Genomic DNA, 22,625 nt, shown 5'->3' with positions numbered 1-22,625 from the left:
ACTCTCTGACCTTCAACCCCTGCCGAGAGTAAGCAAGATGAATGCGAAGCAACGCGACGCCCTGCTGGCCACCCTGCAGGCGCGGTTCAAGCAACACCCCGAGCGCCACAAGGGCATCGACTGGGCGGAAGTCCAGGCGCGCCTGGAGGCCGCCCCGGCCAAGTTGAAAGCGCTGGAGCAGATGGAGGAAACCGGCGGCGAACCCGACGTGGTCGGCCGCGAAAGCGCCAGCGGCGCCTTCCTGTTCTTCGATTGCTCCGCCGAGACCCCGGCCGGCCGCCGCAGCCTCTGCTACGACCGCGAGGCGCTGGACGCACGCAAGAAGGACAAGCCCGCCGGCTGCGCCACCGAGCTGGCCGCGCAGATCGGCATCGAGCTGCTGGACGAGGCGCAGTACCGCCAGTTGCAGGAGCTGGGCAGCTTCGACCAGAAGACCTCCAGCTGGCTGCGCACGCCCGGCTCCATGCGCAAGCTGGACGGCGCGCTGTTCGGCGACCGCCGCTACGAGCGGGTGTTCATCTACCACAATGGCGTGCAGTCCTATTACGCCGCGCGCGGTTTTCGCGGTGTGCTGATGGTTTAGAGGCGCTCATCTGTAGGCCATTTCTGAACGATTCCTGTACCGCTACCGAACTTTCCCAGGGCCGGCCGGCAGCCCTTGATTCATGTCAGACGGATTCCTCCGAGCGGCGCGCAGCCTTGCCACACCCGCTCAGCTCAAGAGGAATCCCGCGTGAAAACGCCCGCCTGCCTTCTGCTCGCCGGCCTGCTGGCCGGCTGTGGCCCGACGCCGTCGGCGCCGGTCGATATCGTGCGCCCGGTGAAGCTCTACAGCGTGCCCGCCGCCACCGCCGAAGGCGTACGGCAGTTTCCCGGCCAACTGGTGGCCTCGGACGAGGTCGACCTGTCCTTCCGCCTCGCCGGCCATCTCAAGACCCTGACAGTGAAACAGGGCCAACGCGTGGAGCGTGGCCAGCTGATCGCCGAACTGGACGACGCCGACCTGCGCCTGCGAGTACGTGATCGCGAAGCCAGCTACAACCTCGCCCGCGCCCAGTACCAGCGCGTCGCCACGCTCAACGAGCGGCAACTGGTGGCCCGCGCCGAGCTCGACCAGCGCAAGGCCCAGCTGGATTCCGCCGAAGCCGCGCTCAAGCTGGCCCGCCAGGAGCTGGGTTACGCACGCCTGACGGCGCCCTTCACCGGCGTCATCGCGCAGGTGCCGGTGCAGAACCACCAGATGCTGCAGCCCAAGCAGCCGGTGGCCATCCTGCAATCCGCCGATAGCTACGACGTGCAGTTCCAGTTGCCGGAAAGCCTGCTGGAGCGCGTCGACGGCGCCAGCCTGCGCAGCGACTACCAACCCATCGTGCGCCTGGCCCGTGTGCCTGGCCGGGACTTCCCCGCGCACTACAAGGAGCACAGCACCCGCCCCGATCCCGCGACCCTGAGCTATACCGTCACCCTCACCCTGGAGCGACCGAAGGACGTCACCCTGCTGCCGGGCATGAGTGCCACCGTCGAGGTGGATTTCGCCCGCCTCGGCCGCGATGCGCAGGCGCTCCTGCGAGTGCCGGTGGAAGCGGTCTTCAGCGCCGACGACGGCGCGCCGGGGCAGAGCCAGGTGTGGGTGGTGAAGGGTGAAGGCGATGCGTTGCGCGTTGAGCGCCGGACAGTGGAACTAGGTCAACCCGATGCCGAGGGCATCCAGATTCTTTCCGGACTGGAGCCGGGCGAGCGCATCGTCGCTGCCGGCACCTCCGAGCTGCGTGAAGGCCAGGCAGTGCGTCCGTGGCAACGCGAGCGGGGGCTGTGATGGATATCAGCGGCTACTTGATCCGCGGCTTTCTACAAAATCGGGTCAGCAGCTGGATAGTCATCCTCCTGCTGGCCCTCGGCGGCCTTTACGCGATCCTTGAGATCGGCCGCCTGGAAGACCCGGCCTTCACGGTGAAGACCGCGGTGGTCGCCACCCGCTACGCCGGCGCCTCACCGCAGCAGGTGGAAGAGGAAGTCACCTACCCGCTGGAAAACGCCATCCAGCAACTGGCCTACGTCGACAAGCTGACCTCGATCTCCAGCGCCGGCCTCTCGCAGATCACCGTCAACGTGAAGCCGCAGTACCGCGCAGGCGACTTGCCGCAGATCTGGGACGAACTGCGGCGCAAGGTCAACGATCTCGCTCCGCACCTGCCGCCGGGCGTTTCGCCGCCACAGGTGAACGACGATTTCGGCGACGTATACGGCATCCTCCTGTCGCTCTCCGGCCAGGGCTACAGCTACCAGGAGCTGCGCGACTACGCCGACTACCTGCGCCGCGAGCTGGTGCTGGTGCCGGGCGTGAGCAAGGTGGTGGTTTCCGGCCTGCAGGCCGAACAGGTGCAGGTGGATGTCTCGCGGGAAAAGATGACCGCCATGGGAGTACCACTGACTCGCCTGGTGAACCTGCTGAACCGTCAGAACCTGGTGTCCGACGCTGGTAGCCTGCGTGTCGGCAGCGAGAGCATTCGTCTGCATCCCACCGGCGAATTCACCGACGTCTCGGAGCTGGAGCAACTGCTGGTCAGCGCACCGGGCAGCGCCCAACTGATCCGCCTGGGTGACATCGCCACGGTCAGGCGCGGTTTCACCGACACCCCCAGCCACCTCTGGCGCGCCGATGGCGAAGCGGCCCTGGCGCTGGGCATCGCTTTTGCCCCACAGGTGAACGTGGTGAAGGTCGGCGACGCCGTGCACCTGCGCCTCGACCAGCTGGAAAGCGAACGCCCCGCTGGCATGCAGCTGACGCCGTTCTATGACCAGGCCGTGGAAGTGCACGGCGCGGTGAACGGCTTCCTGCTCAGCTTCGTCCTGGCGCTGGCCATCGTGGTCGGCACGCTGCTGGTCTTCATGGGCCTGCGCAGCGGCCTGGTGATCGCCGGGGTGCTGGCACTCAACGTGCTCGGCAGCCTGCTGCTGATGTACCTGCTGGGCATCGAGCTGCAGCGCATCAGCCTCGGCGCGCTGATCATTTCCCTGTGCATGCTGGTGGACAACGCCATCGTCGTGGTCGAGGGCGTGCTGGTCGGGCGCCTGCGGGGCCAGGGCGTCGACGCCGCGATCCGCCATATCGTCCGCCTCACCGCGCTGCCGCTGCTGGGCGCCACGGTGATCGCGGTACTGGCCTTCGCGCCCATCGGCCTGTCTTCCGACTCCACCGGCGAATACTGCCGCTCACTGTTCGAAGTGTTGCTGGTGTCGCTGCTGCTCAGCTGGGTGACGGCCATGACCCTGACGCCGCTGTTCGCCCGCTGGGCCTTCGAGAAGATGCCGGCACAGGCAGCGAGCGCCGAGCCGCACCAGGGTTGGCTGTATCGCGCCTACCGCGCTCTGCTGGAAGCCTGCCTGCGCCAGCGCGCGCTGACTCTGGGCGTGCTCGCCCTGGCACTCGCCGCATCGCTGCTGGGCTTCGCCCAGGTGCGGCAGAACTTCTTCCCGCCGGCCAACACGCCGATGTTCTTCGTCGACCTGTGGCTGCCGCAGGGCACGGCCATCGAACACACCCGCGACCTGGCCGCCGAGATCGACCGGCACATCACCGCCCTGCCGGGCGTCGAACGCACCGTCACCAGCATCGGCCAGGGCGCACCACGCTTCATCCTCACCTACAGCGCCGAACGCCAGCACACCAACTACGCGCAAGTGCTGGTGCGCACCGAGAACCGCGCGCAGATTCCGGGGCTGATCGCCGACCTGCAGCACTACCTCGATGAGCGCTATCCGCAAGTGCAGACCGGCCTCAAGCGCCTGATGTTCGGCCCGTCCAACGGCAGCGCCATCGAAGTACGGCTGACCGGCGCCGATCCGCAGGTGCTGCGCCGCCTCGGCGCACAGGTGGGCGATATCCTCGCCGCCGACCCGGTCGCCACCGGCGTCGGCCATGACTGGCAATCCCGTGCGCTGCTGGTCCGCCCACAGTTCAACGAAGCCCGCGCCCGCGAACTGGGGATCGACAAGGGCGATCTGGACAGCCTGCTGCGCATGAGTTTCAGCGGCCTCTCCGTCGGCCTTTACCGCGACGGCACGCAGCAGTTGCCCATCGTCGTGCGCGAACGCGACCTGGACGCCGGGCAGATCAACGACCTGATGTTATGGAGCCCGGTGAGCCAGCGCTACCTGCCCATCGAGCAGGTGGTCGGTGGCTTCGACAGCGTCTGGGAAGACCCGCTGATCCTGCGCCAGGACCGCAAGCGCACGCTGACGGTGATGGCCGACGTCGCCCCGCAGAGCGGCGAAACCTCCTCGCAACTGCTCGCCCGCGTGCGCCCGCAGATCGAGGCGCTGCAACTGCCACCGGGCTACGAACTGGCCTGGGGCGGCGACGTGGAAAGCTCCGGCGATGCCCGCAATGGCGTGCTCGGCAGCCTGCCGATGGCCTTCCTGGCGATGTTCATCATCACCGTGCTGATGTTCTCCTCGCCGCGCAAGGCGCTGCTGATCTGGCTGACCGTGCCGCTGGCGATGATCGGCGTGACTGTCGGCTTCCTGCTTACCGGCATTCCCTTCGGCTTCATGGCGCTGCTCGGGCTCTTGAGCCTGTCCGGCATGCTGGTGCGTAATGGCATCGTGCTGCTGGAGGAAGTCGACAACCTCGCCGCCGGCGGCCAGCCACCGCGCGAGGCGCTGGTGAACGCATCCTGCGCGCGCCTGCGGCCGATCTGCCTGACTGCGCTGACCACCATCCTCGGCCTGGCTCCCCTGCTGCTGGATGCGTTCTTCCAGAGCATGTCGGTGGTGATCATGTTCGGCCTGGGTTTCGCCACGCTGCTGACGTTGATCGTGCTGCCGGTGCTGTATGCCAGCGCGTATCGGCTGGGTGCAGCCAGGTAGGCCGGCCTGCAGATTGGCAAGATTCGTGGGGTGACTGACGTTGCCGCCAGCGTCAGCCACCGCCACACTCGTGACATTCAATGAACGAGTGTCGCCATGGAATCGCGCCGCATCGCCTGCCTGCTCTACCCCGAGGTCATGAGCCTGGACATCACCGGGCCGCTGCAGGTGTTCGCCTCGGCCAACGTCGAGCGCCAGCGCCAGGGCCTGGCACCGATCTATGAGCTGCTGGTACTGGGCGAACGGGTCGGGCCGGTGGCCACCTCGGCCGGCCTGCGCATCTGCGCTGACATGGGATGGCGAGAAGTCGAGCCAGCCACACTGGATACCCTGCTGGTACCGGGTGGGCTGGGCGTCCCGCAACAATGCGAAAACACCGACCTGCTGCACTGGCTGGCTGCCGCCGAGCCCCAGGTGCGCCGGCTCGGCTCGGTGTGCTCCGGCGCGCTGATCCTCGCCGCGGCCGGCGTGCTCAACGGCCGTCCGGCCACCACGCACTGGGCGGATGTCGATGAGCTGTGCAGCGACTACCCCGAGGTACTGGTCCAGGGCGACCGCCTGCATACCTACGATCCGCAGCGCCGGGACGGCGACGATCACGTGTTCACTTCGGCCGGCGTCACAGCCGGCATCGACCTCGCCCTGGCGCTGGTGGAAGCAGACCTCGGCCGCGCACTCGCCCTGACCGTGGCGCGGCGGTTGGTGATGTTCCTCAAGCGCCCCGGCGGGCAGGCGCAGTTCAGTCACTGGTTGACCCCGGAACCTAGCCGCACGCCACGCCTGGCGGCACTGCTGGAGTGGATACCGGCCAATCTCGGCAGCGACCTGTCGCTGGAGGTTTTGGCCGAACAGGCGTGCATGAGCCCGCGCACACTGTCGCGGGTGTTCATCAACGAACTGGGCATGGGCCCGGGGCGCTACGTCGAACGCGTGCGCCTGGAAGCCGCCCGCGCGCTGTTGCAGGACGCCCAGGCGTCGATCAGCACGGTGTCGCGGCTGTGCGGCTTCGGCCACCCGGAGAACCTGCGCCGTACCTTCCACAAGCACCTGGCGATCAGCCCGCAGGAATACGCCGAGCGCTTCGGCCAGTTGCGCTGACTTCAATCCACAGCAAAGGACTTTGCCATGCTCGAACTCCGCCCCGGCTGCGAATGCTGCGACCGCGACCTGCCCGGCGACAGCGCCGACGCGCGCATCTGCAGCTTCGAATGCACTTTCTGCACCGACTGCGCCGAACAGGTGCTGCACGGCCATTGCCCGAACTGCGGCGGCGAACTGGTACCGCGCCCACGCCGGCCGCTGGAGAAGCTGGCGGCCAGCCCGACCTCGACCCAGCGCGTGCTCAAGCCTGCCGGCTGCCAGGGCTGAGGACGGAGCATGCTGCTGCGCACTCCGGCGATCCGCCTGCTGTTCACCAGCCAGGCGCTGTACTGGTCCTGCTCGCTGATCGGCATCACCCTCACCTCGCTGGTGGGCGCGCAGCTCACGCCGATCAACAGCCTGGCCACGCTGCCCCTGGCGATCCTGGTGCTGGGCAACCTGCTGGCGGTGCAGCCGTTGTCGCTGTTCATGCAACGCCACGGACGGCGGCGCGGCCTGCTGCTGGGCGCCGCTTGCGGCGTATTCGGCGGGCTGCTTTGCGCGCTGGGCGTGTGGCTGGCGGACTTCCTGCTGTTCTGCCTCGGCGCGCTGCCCATCGGCGCCTACCAGGCGTCGGCGATGTATTACCGCTTCGCCGCGCTGGAAGCGGTGGACGAAACCCACAAGGGGCGCGCCACTGCCTACGTGATCGGCGGCGGTGTGCTGGCGGCATTGCTCGCACCGAGCCTAGCGCTGTGGTCGCGCAATGCCCTGCCCGCGCCCTTCGTGGGTTCGTACCTGGCCATCGCCGCGCTGGCCCTGGTCGCCCTCGCCGTGCTCAGCCGCCTGCCGGAAGGCGCAGCGCCCGCGCCATCCACCGGCGGCTGGAAGGTGATGCGCGAGTTGCTGTCGCGCCCGGCGGTCCGCGCGGCCATGGCCTGCACCGCCGCCGGCCACGGGCTGATGATCCTGATCATGAACGCCACGCCACTGGCCATGAGCTTCTGCGGCCTGCCGCTGGAGCGCTCGGTGAGCGTGATCCAGTGGCACGTGCTGGGCATGTTCCTCCCCGCCTTCGTTGCCGGCCCGCTGGTGGACCGCCTCGGCGGCCGCCGCGTGGCCTGGGTCGGCATGGCGCTGCTGGCAGTGAGTGCGGCGGTGGCGCTGAGCGGTCAGTCGGTGGCGCAGTTCCTCATCAGCTCACTGCTGCTGGGCATGGGCTGGAACCTGATGCTGGTGGCCGGCACCACGCTGCTCGCCTTCGGCCATACGCCGCAGGAACGCGGGCATGCGCAAGGGCTGATGGAACTGGGCAACGGCAGCCTGGCGGCGCTGATGTCGTTCAGCTCCGGCGCGCTGATCACCAGCGTCGGCTGGAGCGCGGTGAACCTGCTGGTCTGGCCGGTGCTGCTGGTGGCGCTGGTGATGCTCTGGTCGGGGCGGCGGGAAGTGGTGCAGGCCTGAGGGTTCAGGTGCCAACGCGGTTCGCGAGCAAGCTCGCTCCTACAAAGAGCGCCGAGCCCAACCTGTAGGACCGAGGGGGACGCCCAGTCCTTGCTCGCGAACCACCCCGCATCCGAAACGGGCGTCGCTCCCTGCGTCAGGCCCGATGCAGCCCAAACGAAAAAGGCGACCCTAAGGTCGCCTTTTCGCTGCTCGATCGCCTGCCTTTAGTAGTAGGCGTTCTCGCGGTTGCTGTGGTCGGTGACGTCACGCACGCCCTTCAGCTCCGGGATGCGCTCGATCAGGGTCTTCTCGACACCGTCCTTCAGGGTCATCTCGACCGCACCGCAGCCCTGGCAACCGCCGCCGAAACGCAGCACGGCGATGTTGTCCTCGACCACGTCCACCAGGCTCACCTGGCCGCCGTGGCTGGCCAGGCCGGGATTGATCTCGGTCTGCAGGTAGTAGTTGATGCGCTCGGTGATCGGGCTGTCCTCGTTGACCATCGGCACCTTGGCATTCGGCGCCTTGATGGTCAGCTGGCCGCCCATGCGGTCGGTGGCGTAATCGACCACGGCGTCTTCCAGGAAGGGCTCGCTGATGGCGTCGATGTAGGCGGTGAAATCCTTCAGGCCGACCGGGGTGTCCTCCGGCTTCTGCTCGCCCGGCTTGCAGTAGGCGATGCAGGTTTCGGCGTACGTGGTGCCCGGCTGGGTGATGAAGATGCGAATGCCGATGCCGGGAGTGTCCTGCTTGGACAGCAGCTCGGCCAGGTAATCCTGTGCGGCTTCGGTAATGGTGATAGCGCTCATGGCAACTCCTCGCAAACGTGGCGCCAGTTTACGCCAAACGGGGGGATCGGATAAAGCCCTACTGATTTAGTAGGAATAATTCGCAGCTGGGCTGCTGAGCTTTTCGTAGGAGCGAGCTTGCTCGCGAACAGCCCCGCAGCGGGGGATGGTTCGCGAGCAAGGACTGGACGCCCCCCTCGGTCCTACAGTTTCAGGATCTGATTTACAGGTTCTCGTAGCGGTTCATGTCCAGCACGCCTGCCTCCACCGGCTCGGTTTCGCGCAGGTAGGCATCCAGATCGTGGAAATAGAACCAGAACTGCGGGTTGCTGCGACGCACGCCCCAGCGGTCGGCGATCTTCTCGAAGTCCGCCGCACTCTTTACCTGCTCCAGGGCGCCGACGAAGTCCCGCACCTCAGCCGCCTTCAGGTTGAACATGAAGTTCGGGTAGCTCGACAGCACGCCCGGGTAGATGGTCAGGGTATCCAGGCCCGGCTGGTAGCGCAGCGACTCGCCCGTCATGAAGGCCACGTTGCTGTGGGCACGGTTGCGCAGCACGGTGTAGATTTCGCGCTGGCCGTCCGGCAGTTCCACACGCAGCATGGTTGCCTCGGGGAACTGGTCGATGACCGGCAGGCCGGCGGCCGGGCGGCTGACCAGCCGGCTGAAGGCCTGCTCGGCATCCTGCAGCGGCGCGGCCACGGAGTTGCGGTAGCAGGCGCCGTTTTCGCACAGGTTGATCGGGTCGGGCCGCGCATTGAGCGCCACGTAGTGCTTCAGCAATTGCTTGGCGAAGGCCAGCTTGGCGCCCTTCTCCGGCAGGAACAGCCCGGTGGGCGCGTCGCTGTCGGTGGTGTAGTAGTCGGCCCACATCTTCAGCTTGCCGCTGCTCTGGTACCAGTCATCCAGCAGCTTCTTGCGCGCACCGACGGGCATCAGGCGCAGGAAGTTCTGCTCGGCGCCGTTGCGGATCAGGTCGAAGTACAGACGCGTCTGCGCCTGGTGGGCGACATTGCCGAACACGTCGAAGTTCACCACCAGCCCGTAGTAGGTGCGCTCCAGCAGCGGGTAGTCCATCCACCAGAGGGTCTGCGGCACGCCGCCGATCAGGCCCTTGCGCACCGAGGCGCTGTCGTACTGGCGGAAGATGCTCAGCACAGCGTTGTCGTTGCCGGCCCAGATGTCCGCCCAGGTCGGCGCGGGCGCCTCGTCATAGACGTCCTGGCGCAGCTCTTCGTATTTATTGCGCTTGTCGCGGTAGGAACGCCATTGCGACAGCATCGCGCCGACGTCGTCGATCTGCCCCGGCAGCGCCAGCAGCGGCGAGGCCTGGTGCTGGAATTTCGGATCGGTGACGTAGAGGTCGTGGTCCGGGTCCTGGAATACCGCCCAGAAGTTGTCGCGGATCACGTCGGTGGCGATCTGCCCGCGGCACACCGGCCCGCGGATGAAGGTACGGACGAAGTACTCGGCGTTGTCCAGCATGAACTGGTAGCGCGCCCGCGCCGGAATCGCCTCGAAGGTCACGAACGGGTTGGCGCGGTGCTGCAGGCCGTAGCCGGGCACCTTGTCGGTAGTCCAGGCGGTGCCGTAGAACAGCTCCTGATTGCGCTTGAGCCGCGCCTCGTTGAGCGGATAGGTGATGTGCGTCTTGTGCACGATCACACCCTGGATCGGCCACAGGCGGTAGTAGAACGTATTGCCCGGATCGTCGTTGGGCCGCCGCGTGGCGATGGGGTCGATGGGCTGGCCGCTGGGCGTGCGCGAGCGCACCAGCTGGAAGAAGTGCCCCGGCTCGCCGCGCTCGGTGAAGTACAGGTGGGCGAGGAACAGGTGCTCGTAGATCCAGCGCGACACCAGGCTCTGACGGGCACCGGGCTGGTTGAGGAAGCTTTCCCACTCGGCGATCTGCTGCGCCTCGCCGCTGCCCGGCTGCCAGGCCTGCTCGTCCACCGGCGCGCCCTGGGCCAGCCAGGTCTTGATGGTTTTCAGCTGCTTGTCGGTCAGGCCGGTGACGGCGAAGGGCATGCCGCTGCGCGGATTCTTCGCCACGAAGTCATCGATGGTCTCGGGCGTCGGGCACTGGTTGGTGCGGTTGATCGACAGGTCCAGCCCATCGGGGATCTTCGCGTTGGGCACCAGCGGGTGGTCATGCCCCAGGTCGATCATCCGCGCCATCAGCGCCGCCTGGCTGCCGCGGCCATCGAGCACCGACCAGAAGTCCTTGCGCCGCCAGGCATCCGCGCCATGGGCGTCGAGGAACAACCGTGTCGGGTCCTGCGCCTTCGTCCGTGCGCCGTCGTACACCGGCAGCTTGTTCGCCCCGCGCTGCGCGCCCTCGGCGGCCGTCAGGTTGAGCTGGCACGGCGAGTCGTAGCAGGCGTGGCAGGCCACGCATTTCTCGGTGAAGATCGGTTGGATATCCCGCGTATAAGACAGCTCCCCAGCCACGGATAACGCTGAAAACAGCAGGGAGGCGATCAACAACGTGAAGCGGGCTCGCAGGAACATAAAAGACTCCAAACCATCAGGATGGGCGAATTCTAGCGGGAGAGCCGCCTCAATGCGCTCCAACGAAAGATTAAACATGAGCAGAATTCATGGAAAACCGCGAACCACCGGAAAGCCATGCAGCTTTGCTATCATCAGCGACCTTTCGCCACGCCCTTTTCCAGGTATCCCAATGATCGACCGTGCCGCACGCCTGCAAGCCCTCCAGCAAGCCCTCAAGGAGCGCATCCTGATCCTCGACGGCGGCATGGGCACCATGATCCAGAGCTACAAGCTGCAGGAAGAGGACTACCGTGGCGCGCGCTTCGCCGACTGGCCGAGCGACGTGAAGGGCAACAACGACCTGCTGCTGCTCAGCCGCCCGGATGTGATCCAGGCCATCGAGAAGGCTTATCTCGATGCCGGCGCCGACATCCTCGAGACCAACACCTTCAACGCCACCCGCGTGTCGCAGGCCGACTACGACATGCAGGATCTGGCCTACGAGATGAACGTCGAGGGCGCGCGCCTGGCCCGTGAAGTGGCCGACGCCAAGACCGCCGAGACCCCGGACCGCCCGCGCTTCGTCGCCGGCGTCCTCGGCCCGACCAGCCGCACCTGCTCGATCTCCCCGGACGTAAACGACCCCGGTTTCCGCAACGTCACCTTCGACGAGCTGGTGGAGAACTACAGCGAATCCACCCGTGGCCTGATCGAGGGCGGCGCCGACCTGATCCTGATCGAGACCATCTTCGACACCCTCAACGCCAAGGCGGCGATCTTCGCTGTGCAGGGCGTTTATGAAGAGCTGGGCGTCGAGCTGCCGATCATGATCTCCGGCACCATCACCGACGCCTCCGGCCGCACCCTGTCCGGCCAGACCACCGAAGCCTTCTGGAACTCGGTGCGCCACGCCAACCCGATCTCCGTCGGCCTCAACTGCGCCCTCGGCGCGAAAGAGTTGCGCCCGTACCTGGAAGAGCTGGCGACCAAGGCCGGGACCCACGTCTCCGCCCACCCCAACGCCGGCCTGCCGAACGCCTTCGGTGAGTACGACGAGACCCCGGCGGAAATGGCGGTGGTCGTGGAGGAGTTCGCCTCCTCCGGCTTCCTCAACATCATCGGCGGTTGCTGCGGCACCACGCCGGGCCATATCGAGGCCATCGCCAAGGCCGTAGCCAAGTACGCGCCGCGCGCCATCCCGGAGATTCCCAAGGCCTGCCGCCTGTCCGGCCTCGAGCCCTTCACCATCGACCGCAACTCGCTGTTCGTGAACGTCGGCGAGCGCACCAACATCACCGGCTCGGCCAAGTTCGCGCGGCTGATCCGCGAGGAGAACTACGCCGAAGCGCTGGAAGTGGCGCAGCAGCAGGTGGAAGCCGGCGCCCAGGTGATCGACATCAACATGGACGAGGGCATGCTCGACTCCAAGGCGGCCATGGTGAAGTTCCTCAACCTGATCGCCTCCGAGCCGGACATCTCCCGCGTGCCGATCATGATCGACTCCTCCAAGTGGGAGGTGATCGAAGCCGGCCTGAAGTGCATCCAGGGCAAGGGCATCGTCAACTCGATTTCCATGAAGGAAGGCGTCGAGCAGTTCAAGCACCACGCCCGCCTGTGCAAGCGCTATGGCGCCGCCGTGGTGGTGATGGCCTTCGACGAAGCCGGCCAGGCCGATACCCAGGCGCGCAAGGAAGAAATCTGCCAGCGCTCCTACGATATCCTGGTCAACGAAGTGGGCTTCCCGGCGGAAGACATCATCTTCGACCCGAACATCTTCGCGGTCGCCACCGGCATCGAGGAACACAACAACTACGCGGTCGACTTCATCGAGGCCTGCGCCTACATCCGCGACAACCTGCCCTACGCCCTGACCTCGGGCGGGGTGTCCAACGTGTCGTTCTCGTTCCGTGGCAACAACCCGGTGCGCGAGGCGATCCACTCGGTGTTCCTCTACTACGCGATCCAGAACGGCCTGACCATGGGCATCGTCAACGCCGGCCAGCTGGAGATCTACGACGAGATCCCGCAGGAGCTGCGCGACAAGGTCGAGGACGTGGTGCTCAACCGCAGCCCGGATGCCACCGAGGCGTTGCTGGCCATCGCCGACAACTACAAGGGCGGCGGCGCGGTCAAGGAAGTGGAAGACGAAGAGTGGCGCAGCCACAGCGTCGAGAAGCGCCTGGAGCACGCACTGGTCAAGGGCATCACCACTTTCATCGTCGAAGACACCGAGGAATGCCGGCAGAAGTGCGCGCGCCCCATCGAAGTCATCGAAGGCCCGCTGATGAACGGCATGAACGTGGTCGGTGACCTGTTCGGCGCCGGCAAGATGTTCCTCCCGCAGGTGGTGAAATCCGCCCGCGTGATGAAGCAGGCCGTGGCGCACCTGATTCCCTTCATCGAGGCAGAGAAAGGCGACAAGCCCGAGGCCAAGGGCAAGATCCTCATGGCCACGGTGAAGGGTGACGTCCACGACATCGGCAAGAACATCGTTGGCGTGGTGCTGGGCTGCAACGGCTACGACATCGTCGACCTGGGCGTGATGGTCCCGGCGGAGAAGATCCTGCAGACCGCCCGCGAGCAGAAGTGCGACATCATCGGCCTGTCCGGCCTGATCACGCCGTCGCTGGACGAGATGGTCCACGTCGCCAAGGAAATGCAGCGGCAGAACTTCAGCCTGCCCCTGCTGATCGGCGGCGCCACCACCTCCAAGGCGCACACCGCGGTGAAGATCGACCCGCAGTACAGCAACGATGCGGTGGTCTACGTCACCGACGCCTCCCGCGCGGTGGGCGTGGCGACCACTCTGCTGTCCAAGGAAATGAAGCCCGAGTACGCCCGCAAGCTGCGCGAGGAATACGCGGAAGTGCGCGAACGTACCGCCAACCGCAGCGCGCGCACCGAGCGCCTGAGCTACGAACAGGCCATCGCCGCCAAGCCGAAGTTCGACTGGGCCGGCTACCAGCCGCCGGTGCCGAGCTTCACCGGCGTCAAGGTGCTGGATGATATCGACCTCAACGTGCTGGCCGAGTACATCGACTGGACGCCCTTCTTCATCTCCTGGGACCTGGCCGGCAAGTACCCGCGCATCCTCACCGACGAGGTCGTCGGCGAAGCGGCCACCAGCCTGTTCAACGACGCCCAGGCGCTGCTGAAGAAGCTGATCGACGAGAAGCTGATCAAGTCCCGTGCGGTGCTGGGCTTCTGGCCGGCCAACCAGGTGCACCACGACGACCTGGAAGTCTACGGCGACGACGGCCACAAGCTGGCCACCCTGCACCACCTGCGCCAGCAGACCATCAAGCCCGACGGCAAGCCGAACTTCAGCCTGGCCGACTTCGTCGCGCCGAAGGAAAGCGGCGTGAAGGACTATGTCGGCGGCTTCATCACCACCGCCGGCATCGGTGCCGAGGAAGTGGCCAAGGCCTACGAGGCCAAGGGCGACGACTACAGCGCGATCATGGTCAAGGCACTGGCCGACCGCCTCGCCGAAGCCTGCGCCGAATGGCTGCACGAGCGCGTGCGCAAGGAGTACTGGGGCTATCAGCCCGAGGAACACCTGAGCAACGAGGCGCTGATCAAGGAGCAGTACGTCGGCATCCGCCCGGCGCCCGGCTATCCGGCCTGCCCGGACCACACCGAGAAGGGCACGCTGTTCCAGCTGCTCGATCCGCAGGGCCTGTCCGGCGTCACCCTGACCGAGCACTACGCCATGTTTCCCGCCGCCGCCGTCAGCGGCTGGTACTTCGCCCACCCGCAGGCGCAGTACTTCGCCGTCGGCAAGCTCGACAAGGACCAGATCGAACGCTACAGCGCGCGCAAGGACCAGGAAATCAGCACCAGCGAGCGCTGGCTGTCGCCGAACCTGGGCTACGACAACTGATCTGACGCCCAACGCCGCGACCGGGCCCTCCCGGCGCGGCGGTTTCGTCAGGCAGGTCCGGGGCCTGGGGAAAAGCTTCGCTGCATATCCTGCGCAGATGCGGGATAATCCCGCCATCCTGGGCACCCCCAGGGCAAAACGGATCGAAGCTGGCCACCCGCCAGGCTTCCGCTGAAGAGAGAGTCACAGATGAAATACCTCACCCCCGAACAAATGGCCAAGCCTCGCAAACGCCGCCTGCTGAAGAAGCTGCGCCTGGCCGAGTTCCAGGAGTTCGGCTTCAGCCTCGAAGTGAACTACACCGGCGACCTGGATGACGTGCTCAACCAGTGGATCGCCTTCGTCGAATCCGAAGGCTGGGTCTTCGTCGGCGGCGCCACCGAAGACGGCGAGTTCACCGGCTACCTGTGCCTGAACGCTGTCGGCAGCCTGACCGAAGCCGACCGCGAGACCACTCGCCTGTGGCTGGAAAAGCAGTCCTGGGTGAAGTCCTTCGAACTGGGCGAGCTGAGCGACTGCTGGCACGGCCTGTTCGAGGAGTAAGCACTCCTTGTGCAAAGCGTGGGCGGGCCTCCCCGCCCGCCCACGTCCATCAGCTCACCTCAGATCGCCACCTGTGCCTCGACCTCCTGCAACTTGCGCCGCGCCAGCGCCAGGTTGGCTTTCACCTTGTCCAGCACGTAGTACATGAACACCCCTTCGTGCTTCGCCATCGGGCGGATGATGTGGTATTGCCGGCCGAGGGTGATGAGGATGTCCTCGATCACGTCGTTGAGCGCCAGGGACTTCATGGTCTTGAGCTTGGCGCGAACCACCTCGGTGTTGCCCGCCGCCGCCAGTTCCAGGTCCACGCCGCCTCCTGCCTGCCCGAGCAGCATGCCGCTCTTGGCATCCACCACGGCCGACGCCAGGGCACCATCCAGGTTCAGCAGTTCGTCCAGCGATTGTTGCAGTGCTGCCATAGCGATTACTCCTTGAGTGCGCGTCCTGTTATAGGGGCCCCGCGACCGCGCGCGCCGCGAAGCCTTTTGTCTCAGCCGGCCAGCGACAGATCCGCCAGCCGGGTTGCCGTTCGCTTGGCCTGATAGAGCACCTGACCAAGCATCTCCTCGCGATCGGCGACCAGGTTGAGGATCATCGGGTGGCTCGGATGCGGTATGTCGACGATCACGATGTAGCCCTCGCTCGCCTCGACTATCACGTTCTGGTGCGGGCCGACCTCGCTCTCCTGGCCGACCATGGCGCCGAGGGCCGAAATCGAGCAGGCCATGGCTGCCAGCTTGGAGACCTCCAGCCCCTTGCCGGCGCGGGAGGCCACTTCGAAGCCATCGGTAGTGGCGATCACCGCTGCGCTCAGCCGCCCCAGGCTGGCGCCGAGCTCATCCAACGCCTGCTCGGCGTCGTTGCGCAGTCTTTCCGGCAAGCTCGTCAAGGCGTGTTCCATGGTCGACTCCAGTCGGTTGCAAACGTCAGGCTTCAGGCCGCCGTGCATTCCAGTTGCAGCAGGAGCAGGTCGAGCAGCATGCGCACCTGCTCCGCCTCGCGTACGTCCACCTCGACGACCGGGAAGCTGTGACCGGCCCGCGCCAGTGCCGCGGCGTAGTCATCCAGGCCGGGGACGGGATGCCCTGGCAGACGCCCGACGCCGATGACACAGGGCGCGCCGGCGATGCAGTCGGCAAAGCCATCGAGGTAAACCTGCAGGTCACCCAGCGGATCGGGCCGCGAGTTGTCGATCAGGATCACCAGCCCCAGCGCACCGCGCGCGAGGATGCCCCACATGAAGGCGAAGCGCGCCTGACCGGGCGTGCCATACAGGCGCAGGCGCTCATCGGGCCCGAGCACCACTTCGCCGTAGTCCAGGCCGACCGTGGTGCGTGCCTTGTCCAGGTTGGGATCGTTGTTCTGCACATCGGTGCTGACCGGCTCGATATCGCTGATCGCGGCGATGGCGGTGGTTTTGCCGGCGCCCATGGTGCCGGTGAAGAGGATCTTGTATTCCCTCATCGACCGGCCTCCGAAGCACCGCCAAGGCCGAAGTGGCGGCGGATGCGCGCCAGCAGGCCGGCGGGGGCGGCTGCCTGTTGCTCGGGCCGCGCCGGCAGGGCCTCGCCAGGCTGGAGCATTTCATGGGCAGCCATCAGGCGAACGAAACTCTCCGCCACATGGCGCGGCACGCCGGAGCGCTCGCAAAGCTCGTCCAGGCTCATGGTCCTTGCACAGAGCAAAGTGGCCAGCCGGACGTAGCGGTGATCAGCCTTGAGCAGCGACGCTGCCGGCCAGTGCTTCAGGCGCAGGGCTTCACCCGTGGACTGCGCCGGCCGCTGGCCGATGGCGCGAGCGGCACGCTCCAGGCAATCGAATACCTCGCTGGCACGCAGCGGCCAGTGCACCCAGAGCGGCTCGCCCTCGGCCGTACGCAACTGCACCCGCGGCTCGCCCTCCTCCCCCTCTACCAGCAGGTCGGCCGGGCCATCGACATACGCCCAGCTCGCCAACGTGCGACCACTGAGCAGGCCGACGATGGACTTGAACACCACCTGATCACGCAACGCCATCCGGGCGAACCCGTAGGTGTACTGAAGCTGGTACGGCTGATTCATCGGCGCGCTCCCTTTGGCCAACAAACACCATCAACCTGCACGGGTTGATCAGGAGGCTCACCGGGACGTTGGAGGATGCCGAGCACAAGCTCGCAGAGGGCGCGGACGAACGTCCGGCCTGCTTGGCAACCCCGCGGTCATGGCCCTTGCGGGCTGTAGATCGGTGGCTTTGCGTCCCTGGCTTTCGCACAGGTTTGCCCTGGTCAATTGAATTTCAGCGTAGTACGCCGCTTTCGTTCGCCAAGCCGAAAAAACGTGATACACCTCACACAAACATCGGAAATATCACCGGAACAACTTCGCAATGTTCGTAGGCATATTCCGCCCCAAAAGGGAGCAGGAAGCCTGCCCTTCGGCTAGGATTTCCCACAGCGGCGCCCCACCGGCACGGCCCGCCGGATGTCCACAACAAGTCGGAATTCACTGCCCAGAGACGCCATGCTAGAGCGCCAGCGGTTCCAGAACATCCTCAGCCTGGGCCTGCCGATCATCGGCGGCATGCTCAGCCAGAGCCTGCTCAACCTGGTGGACGCGGCCATGGTCGGCCACCTCGGGGAAAAGTCCTTGGCCGGGGTAGGCATCGGCAGTTACGCCAACTTCGTCGCCATCTCCCTGGTGATGGGCCTGGGCGCCGGCGTACAGGCGCTGGTGGCTCGCCGGCGGGGCGAAGGTCGCAGCGACGAGCTGGCCGCGCCGCTGAACTGCGGGCTGCTGGTCGCGCTGGGCCTGTCGCTGCCGATCACGCTGATCTGCCTGCTGTTCGCCGAGCCCATCATTCGCGCGCTGTCTCATGATCCGGAGGTGCTCGCGGTCGGCATCCCCTACTTCGAGTGGCGCGCGCTGTCGGTGCTCGCCGTGGGCCTGAACTTCTCCTTCCGGGGCTACTGGAACGGCACCCGGCGATCAGGCATGTACATGCGCACCCTGGTGGTCATGCACCTGGCCAACGCGGCGATCAGCTACAGCCTGATCCACGGCCTGTTCGGCCTTCCGAAAATGGGGGCTGTAGGGAGCGGCCTGGGTACCACGCTGGCGCTCTACATCGGTTCGCTGATCTATGCCTGGATCACCTGGCGCGATGCGCGCGCCCAGGGCTTCCACCCTCGCCTGCCGAGCGAACGGGATATCCGCACGCTGCTGCGCCTGTCGCTGCCCAATTCGCTGCAGCAGTTCTTCTTCGCCGCCGGCATCACCCTGCTGTTCTGGATCATCGCCCAGGTCGGCACTCGCGAGCTGGCGGTGGCCCACGTGCTGATCAACCTGGCGCTTTTCCTGATCCTGCCCGGCGTCGGCCTGGGCATGGCGGCAACCACCCTGGTCAGCCAGAGCATGGGCGAGCGCGACTTCGACAGCGCGCACCGCTGGGGCTGGGACGTGGTGAAGGTGGCGGCCTGCGGGCTGGCGCTGCTGGGCGCGCCATTCTGGATATTCCCCGAGGCCATCCTGCGGCTGTTCGTCAGCGACCCTGCGCTGATCGAACTGGGCCGGGTGCCGCTGATGCTCACCGGCATGGGCATGGTGATCGACGCCACGGCGCTGGTGCTGACCCAGGCGCTGCTGGGCGCGGGGGCCGTGCGCACGGTGATGGCGGTCAGCCTGGGCAACCAGTGGCTGTTCTTCCTGCCGCTGGCCTACCTGGTCGGCCCGATGCTGGGCGGTGGTTTGCTGGCGATCTGGAGCATGCAGATTCTCCAGCGCGGGCTGGCCTCGGCGATCTTCGCGGTGATGTGGCAGAAGCGCCAGTGGACACAGATCGAGCTCTAGCGCCTCCCTGTTCAGGAACTAAGCTTGCAGGCAAAGAGGGGACCGAACGATGGACGAGCAACAGAACAAGCCGCCGACCTTCTGGCAGATGCTGCACAGCGTGCTGGCCGCGGCCTTCGGCGTGCAAAGCGGGCGCAACCGGGCGCGCGACTTCACCCACGGCAAGCCCAGTCACTTCATCGCCATGGGCATTCTCTTCACGCTGATCTTCGTGCTGCTGCTGTACGGGCTGGTGCAGTTGGTGCTGCATTTCGCCGGGCTGTAGGACAGGCGGCGGGGCGTCTGGTACCAGCGGGCCGCAGGACGGCCCGCCGGCACCGCTGTCACTGATGGCTGACCCAGAACACGGCAGTCGCAACCACCAGCAGGATCAGGATGAATGCGGCGCGGGCATCGACGACGCTGTCGCTGGTCTTGTTCGACGTTTCTTCGCTCATGCTTCCCCCATCTTCTCGTTATTGGCTGAAGAACCACACCACGAGTTAAGACCAGCTCCGCCCGCCCCGCTACTCCCGTCCTGCTTCGAAAGCCGTTAGGCTGGCTGCTCGACAAGCACAACGACAAGAACAAGGAACAGCAATGAACCTGGTATCGCTACAGGACACCGTCGCGCCCGAGGGTGTCTGCTACGGCTGCGGCGGCAGCAACCCGCACGGACTGCATATCAAGAGCCGCTGGCACGAGGACGGTGTCCACGTGGTTGCCGAACATCTGCCAGAGGCCAAGTACTGCGGCTGGCCGGAGCTGGTCTACGGCGGCCTGATCGCCATGCTGGTGGACTGCCACTCCAACTGGACCGCCATGGCCTACCACTACCGCGCCGAGGGCCGCGAGCCGGGCAGCCTGCCGCGTATCGACTGCGTTACCGGCAACCTGGGCATCAAGTACATCAAGCCGACGCCCATGGGCGTGCCGCTGACCCTCAGGGCGCATGTCGAGGGCGAAGTCGGCCGCAAGAGCCGGATCATCTGCGAGGTCTACGCCGGCGACGTGCTGACCTGCGTCGGCGACTCGATCTTCGTCCGCGTCGACACCTCGCAACTGCGCGATGCCGCCCACGGTCGCGAAGCCTGATCGACTGCCAATTGCGTCGCTGCCGTTTGAAATGGGTATAAAGGGCAGCGCCGCAAAGGCGAGCCCGTGCACCGGCGCAAGCCCCCGTCCCGCCTGAGCCTCAGGCCTGGCGCGGCTTAGATCCGAAAGTTCTCGCCATATACTCAAACATCACTTTTGCGCATATTCCCGAACTGGTATCGTGCGCCCCACTCCGCGTGGAGCGCGTTGCCGTGCGCGCTGGGAAACGCAGTACGCCCTGAGCGCTATAGCCTGACAGCAGGATGATTCATGTACGTATATGACGAATACGATCAAAGGATCGTAGAGGATCGCGTCAAGCAGTTCCGCGATCAGACCCACCGTTACCTGGCGGGCGAACTGACCGGCGAGGAATTCCGCCCGCTGCGTCTGCAGAATGGCCTGTACATCCAGCGCTATGCGCCCATGCTGCGCGTGGCCGTGCCTTACGGCCTGCTGAACTCCCAGCAGGTTCGCAAGCTGGCGCAGATCGCCCGCGACTACGACAAGGGCTACGCGCACATCAGCACCCGCCAGAACGTCCAGTACAACTGGCCGGAACTGGAAGACGTGCCGGAAATCCTCGCCGAGCTGGCCACCGTGCAGATGCACGCGATCCAGACCAGCGGCAACTGCATCCGCAACACCACCACCGACCAGTTCGCCGGCGTTGCCCATGACGAGCTGGTCGATCCGCGCCCCTGGTGCGAGATCATCCGCCAGTGGTCGACCTTCCACCCCGAATTCGCCCACCTGCCGCGCAAGTTCAAGATCGCCGTCAACGGCGCCGTGAGCGACCGTGCCGCCATCGAGGTGCACGACATCGGCCTGGAAGCGGTGCAGAACGAAGCCGGCGAGCTGGGCTTCCGCGTCTCTGTCGGTGGCGGCCTGGGCCGTACCCCGATCGTCGGCAATTTCATCAATGAATTCCTGCCGTGGAAGCACCTGCTGTCCTACCTGGACGCCATCCTGCGCGTGTACAACCGCTATGGCCGTCGGGACAACAAGTACAAGGCGCGCATCAAGATCCTGGTCAAGGCGCTGACGCCGGAAGTCTTCGCCCAGAAGGTCGACGCCGAATGGGCGAACCTGAAGGACGGCCCGAGCACCCTGACCGACGCCGAGCTGCAGCGCGTGGCCGCGCACTTCGTCGACCCGGCCTACCTGGCCCTGGAAAACCAGGACGCCGCCCTCGCCCAGCTCGACGCCGAGAACCCCGGCTTCGCCCGCTGGCGCAGCCGCAACACCTTCGCCCACAAGAAGCCCGGCTATGTCGCCGTGTCCCTGTCGCTCAAGCCCACCGGCGTGGCGCCCGGCGACATCACCGACAAGCAGCTGGACGTGGTCGCCGACCTGGCCGACCGCTACAGCTTCGGCGAAGTGCGCAACAGCCATAACCAGAACATCATCCTCGCCGACGTCGAGCAGGCTCAGCTGTTCACCCTCTGGGGCGAACTGCGCGAGAACGGTTTCGCCACCCCCAACGTGGGCCTGCTGACCGACCTCATCTGCTGCCCGGGCGGTGACTTCTGCTCCCTGGCCAACGCCAAGTCGATCCCGGTGGCCGAAGCCATCCAGCGTCGCTTCGACGACCTGGACTACCTGTTCGACATCGGCGCCATCGACCTGAACATCTCCGGTTGCATGAACGCCTGTGGTCACCACCACGTCGGCCACATCGGCATCCTCGGCGTGGACAAGAAGGGCGAGGAGTTCTACCAGGTCTCCCTCGGCGGCAGCGCCAGCCGCGACGCCAGCCTGGCGCAGATCCTCGGCCCGTCCTTCGCCCAGGAGCAGATGGCCGACGTGATCGAGAAGATCATCAAGGTCTACGTGGAACAGCGCACCGAAGAGGAACGTTTCCTCGATACCTACCGTCGCATCGGCATCGACCCCTTCAAGGAGCGCGTATATGCAGCGAATCATTAAGCACCGCGAGGTCGTCGACGACCGCTGGCACCTGCTGCCCAAGGACGCGACCCTGGAAACCGTGCCCAACTGCGACGACGTGATCATCCCGCTGAACCTCTGGCTGGAACACGGGCCTGCCCTGCGCGGCCGCGACGGTGGCCTGGGCGTCTGGCTGGATGCGGACGAAGAGCCCGAAGCCATCGCCGACGACCTGGGCAACTTCCAGGTGATCGCCGTGAACTTCCCCGCCTTCACCGACGGCCGCGGCTTCAGCACCGCGCGCCTGCTGCGCGAGCGCTTCGGCTACAAGGGCGAAGTACGCGCTATCGGTGACGTGCTGCGTGACCAGCTGTTCTTCATGCAGAGCTGCGGCTTCGACGCCTACGCCATCCGCGCCGACCGCGATCCGCAAGCGGCGCTGGCCGGCCTGGACGACTTCAGCGAGGTCTACCAGACCTCGGTGACCCAGCCGCAACCGCTGTTCCGTCGCCGCCAGCTGGCCTGACCCGGCAGAGCTGATTCAGCGACATGAAAAAGCCCCGCATTGCGGGGCTTTTTCAATTCTGCACGGCGCATTTCTCGTAGGGCGCATAGCGCGCCAGCGTTATCCGCCAGCAGGGGGACGGCAGATAACCTGTTCCAGGTTATGCGCCCTACGGCCCTTCGTAGGAGCGAGCTTGCTCGCGAACCGATGCAGCGCCGCAACTGCCGGG

The 22,625-nt window shown here is 66.0% G+C and carries 19 protein-coding genes and 1 riboswitch; of the genes, 13 read left to right on the top strand and 6 right to left on the bottom strand.

Annotation, left to right across the window (positions count from 1 at the left end; translation table 11 throughout):
• Window positions 1-37: 37 nt before the first annotated feature.
• The 6 genes from G4G71_RS11515 (at window position 38) to G4G71_RS11490 (ending at window position 7,413) form a co-directional block, all read left to right on the top strand.
• On the top strand, window positions 38-583 hold the full coding sequence (locus G4G71_RS11515; RefSeq protein ID WP_169937738.1) for a DUF4256 domain-containing protein: 546 nt from the start codon (window positions 38-40) through the stop codon (window positions 581-583).
• A 150-nt stretch (window positions 584-733) separates the two neighbouring features.
• Window positions 734-1,816 (top strand): efflux RND transporter periplasmic adaptor subunit, encoded by a 1,083-nt coding sequence (locus G4G71_RS11510; protein ID WP_169937736.1) that lies wholly within the window; start codon window positions 734-736, stop codon window positions 1,814-1,816.
• Window positions 1,816-4,869, top strand: a complete 3,054-nt coding sequence (locus G4G71_RS11505) for an efflux RND transporter permease subunit (protein ID WP_169937733.1) — start codon at window positions 1,816-1,818, stop codon at window positions 4,867-4,869. The genes G4G71_RS11510 and G4G71_RS11505 overlap by 1 nt, the downstream gene beginning before the upstream one ends.
• Before the next feature lie 96 nt (window positions 4,870-4,965).
• The gene (locus G4G71_RS11500) at window positions 4,966-5,967 is read left to right on the top strand and encodes a GlxA family transcriptional regulator (protein ID WP_169937731.1); all 1,002 of its coding nucleotides are present in this window, start codon (window positions 4,966-4,968) and stop codon (window positions 5,965-5,967) included.
• Window positions 5,968-5,994: 27 nt separating this feature from the next.
• Window positions 5,995-6,237: a DUF1272 domain-containing protein gene (locus G4G71_RS11495; RefSeq protein ID WP_169937729.1), complete on the top strand. Its 243-nt coding sequence runs from the start codon at window positions 5,995-5,997 to the stop codon at window positions 6,235-6,237.
• 9 nt (window positions 6,238-6,246) lie between these two features.
• A complete protein-coding gene (locus G4G71_RS11490; RefSeq protein WP_169937727.1) occupies window positions 6,247-7,413 on the top strand; it encodes an MFS transporter in 1,167 nt (388 codons plus the stop codon).
• 206 nt (window positions 7,414-7,619) lie between these two features.
• Here the strand turns inward: G4G71_RS11490 and nfuA are convergent, their stop codons facing one another.
• Window positions 7,620-8,204, bottom strand: a complete 585-nt coding sequence (gene nfuA / locus G4G71_RS11485; RefSeq protein ID WP_054907697.1) for a Fe-S biogenesis protein NfuA — start codon at window positions 8,202-8,204, stop codon at window positions 7,620-7,622.
• 202 nt (window positions 8,205-8,406) lie between these two features.
• Complete coding sequence (locus G4G71_RS11480) at window positions 8,407-10,695, bottom strand: fatty acid cis/trans isomerase (protein WP_169937724.1); 2,289 nt, start codon at window positions 10,693-10,695, stop codon at window positions 8,407-8,409.
• A gap of 172 nt (window positions 10,696-10,867) precedes the next feature.
• Here G4G71_RS11480 and metH point away from each other — a divergent pair, with 172 nt between their 5' ends.
• Together metH and G4G71_RS11470 are read left to right on the top strand one after the other, a co-directional pair.
• Window positions 10,868-14,560 carry a methionine synthase gene (metH, locus tag G4G71_RS11475; RefSeq protein WP_169937722.1) on the top strand — a complete coding sequence of 1,231 codons (3,693 nt, stop codon included), beginning with the start codon at window positions 10,868-10,870 and terminating at the stop codon, window positions 14,558-14,560.
• 189 nt (window positions 14,561-14,749) lie between these two features.
• A complete protein-coding gene (locus G4G71_RS11470; protein WP_169937719.1) occupies window positions 14,750-15,103 on the top strand; it encodes a 50S ribosome-binding protein YggL in 354 nt (117 codons plus the stop codon).
• A gap of 59 nt (window positions 15,104-15,162) precedes the next feature.
• On the opposite strand, the gene G4G71_RS11465 is transcribed toward G4G71_RS11470, so the two are convergent.
• The 4 genes from G4G71_RS11465 to G4G71_RS11450 form a co-directional block, all read right to left on the bottom strand.
• Window positions 15,163-15,522 (bottom strand): hypothetical protein, encoded by a 360-nt coding sequence (locus G4G71_RS11465; protein ID WP_017519512.1) that lies wholly within the window; start codon window positions 15,520-15,522, stop codon window positions 15,163-15,165.
• A gap of 71 nt (window positions 15,523-15,593) precedes the next feature.
• A complete protein-coding gene (locus tag G4G71_RS11460) occupies window positions 15,594-16,004 on the bottom strand; it encodes a roadblock/LC7 domain-containing protein (RefSeq protein ID WP_024763314.1) in 411 nt (136 codons plus the stop codon).
• Window positions 16,005-16,036: 32 nt separating this feature from the next.
• Window positions 16,037-16,567 (bottom strand): GTP-binding protein, encoded by a 531-nt coding sequence (locus G4G71_RS11455; protein ID WP_054907703.1) that lies wholly within the window; start codon window positions 16,565-16,567, stop codon window positions 16,037-16,039.
• Complete coding sequence (locus G4G71_RS11450) at window positions 16,564-17,163, bottom strand: hypothetical protein (RefSeq protein ID WP_169937717.1); 600 nt, start codon at window positions 17,161-17,163, stop codon at window positions 16,564-16,566. Before G4G71_RS11450 ends, G4G71_RS11455 begins: the two co-directional genes overlap by 4 nt.
• Before the next feature lie 121 nt (window positions 17,164-17,284).
• Window positions 17,285-17,372, bottom strand: a riboswitch (cyclic di-GMP riboswitch).
• 229 nt (window positions 17,373-17,601) lie between these two features.
• Between G4G71_RS11450 and G4G71_RS11445 the strand changes: the two genes are divergently transcribed.
• The 5 genes from G4G71_RS11445 (at window position 17,602) to G4G71_RS11425 (ending at window position 22,417) form a co-directional block, all read left to right on the top strand.
• Window positions 17,602-18,927 carry an MATE family efflux transporter gene (locus G4G71_RS11445; protein ID WP_169937715.1) on the top strand — a complete coding sequence of 442 codons (1,326 nt, stop codon included), beginning with the start codon at window positions 17,602-17,604 and terminating at the stop codon, window positions 18,925-18,927.
• A 49-nt stretch (window positions 18,928-18,976) separates the two neighbouring features.
• Complete coding sequence (locus G4G71_RS11440; protein ID WP_024763310.1) at window positions 18,977-19,192, top strand: DUF2970 domain-containing protein; 216 nt, start codon at window positions 18,977-18,979, stop codon at window positions 19,190-19,192.
• Between the two features lie 314 nt (window positions 19,193-19,506).
• The gene (locus tag G4G71_RS11435) at window positions 19,507-20,001 is read left to right on the top strand and encodes a PaaI family thioesterase (RefSeq protein WP_169937712.1); all 495 of its coding nucleotides are present in this window, start codon (window positions 19,507-19,509) and stop codon (window positions 19,999-20,001) included.
• A 270-nt stretch (window positions 20,002-20,271) separates the two neighbouring features.
• Window positions 20,272-21,930 carry a nitrite/sulfite reductase gene (locus tag G4G71_RS11430; RefSeq protein ID WP_169937710.1) on the top strand — a complete coding sequence of 553 codons (1,659 nt, stop codon included), beginning with the start codon at window positions 20,272-20,274 and terminating at the stop codon, window positions 21,928-21,930.
• Window positions 21,914-22,417, top strand: a complete 504-nt coding sequence (locus tag G4G71_RS11425; protein WP_169937708.1) for a DUF934 domain-containing protein — start codon at window positions 21,914-21,916, stop codon at window positions 22,415-22,417. The genes G4G71_RS11430 and G4G71_RS11425 overlap by 17 nt, the downstream gene beginning before the upstream one ends.
• Window positions 22,418-22,625 lie beyond the last annotated feature (208 nt).

The sequence above is a fragment of the Pseudomonas multiresinivorans genome, from assembly GCF_012971725.1.
In the GTDB taxonomy this organism is placed as follows: Bacteria; Pseudomonadota; Gammaproteobacteria; order Pseudomonadales; family Pseudomonadaceae; genus Pseudomonas; species Pseudomonas multiresinivorans.
This window is presented reverse-complemented; position numbering and strand designations above follow the sequence as displayed.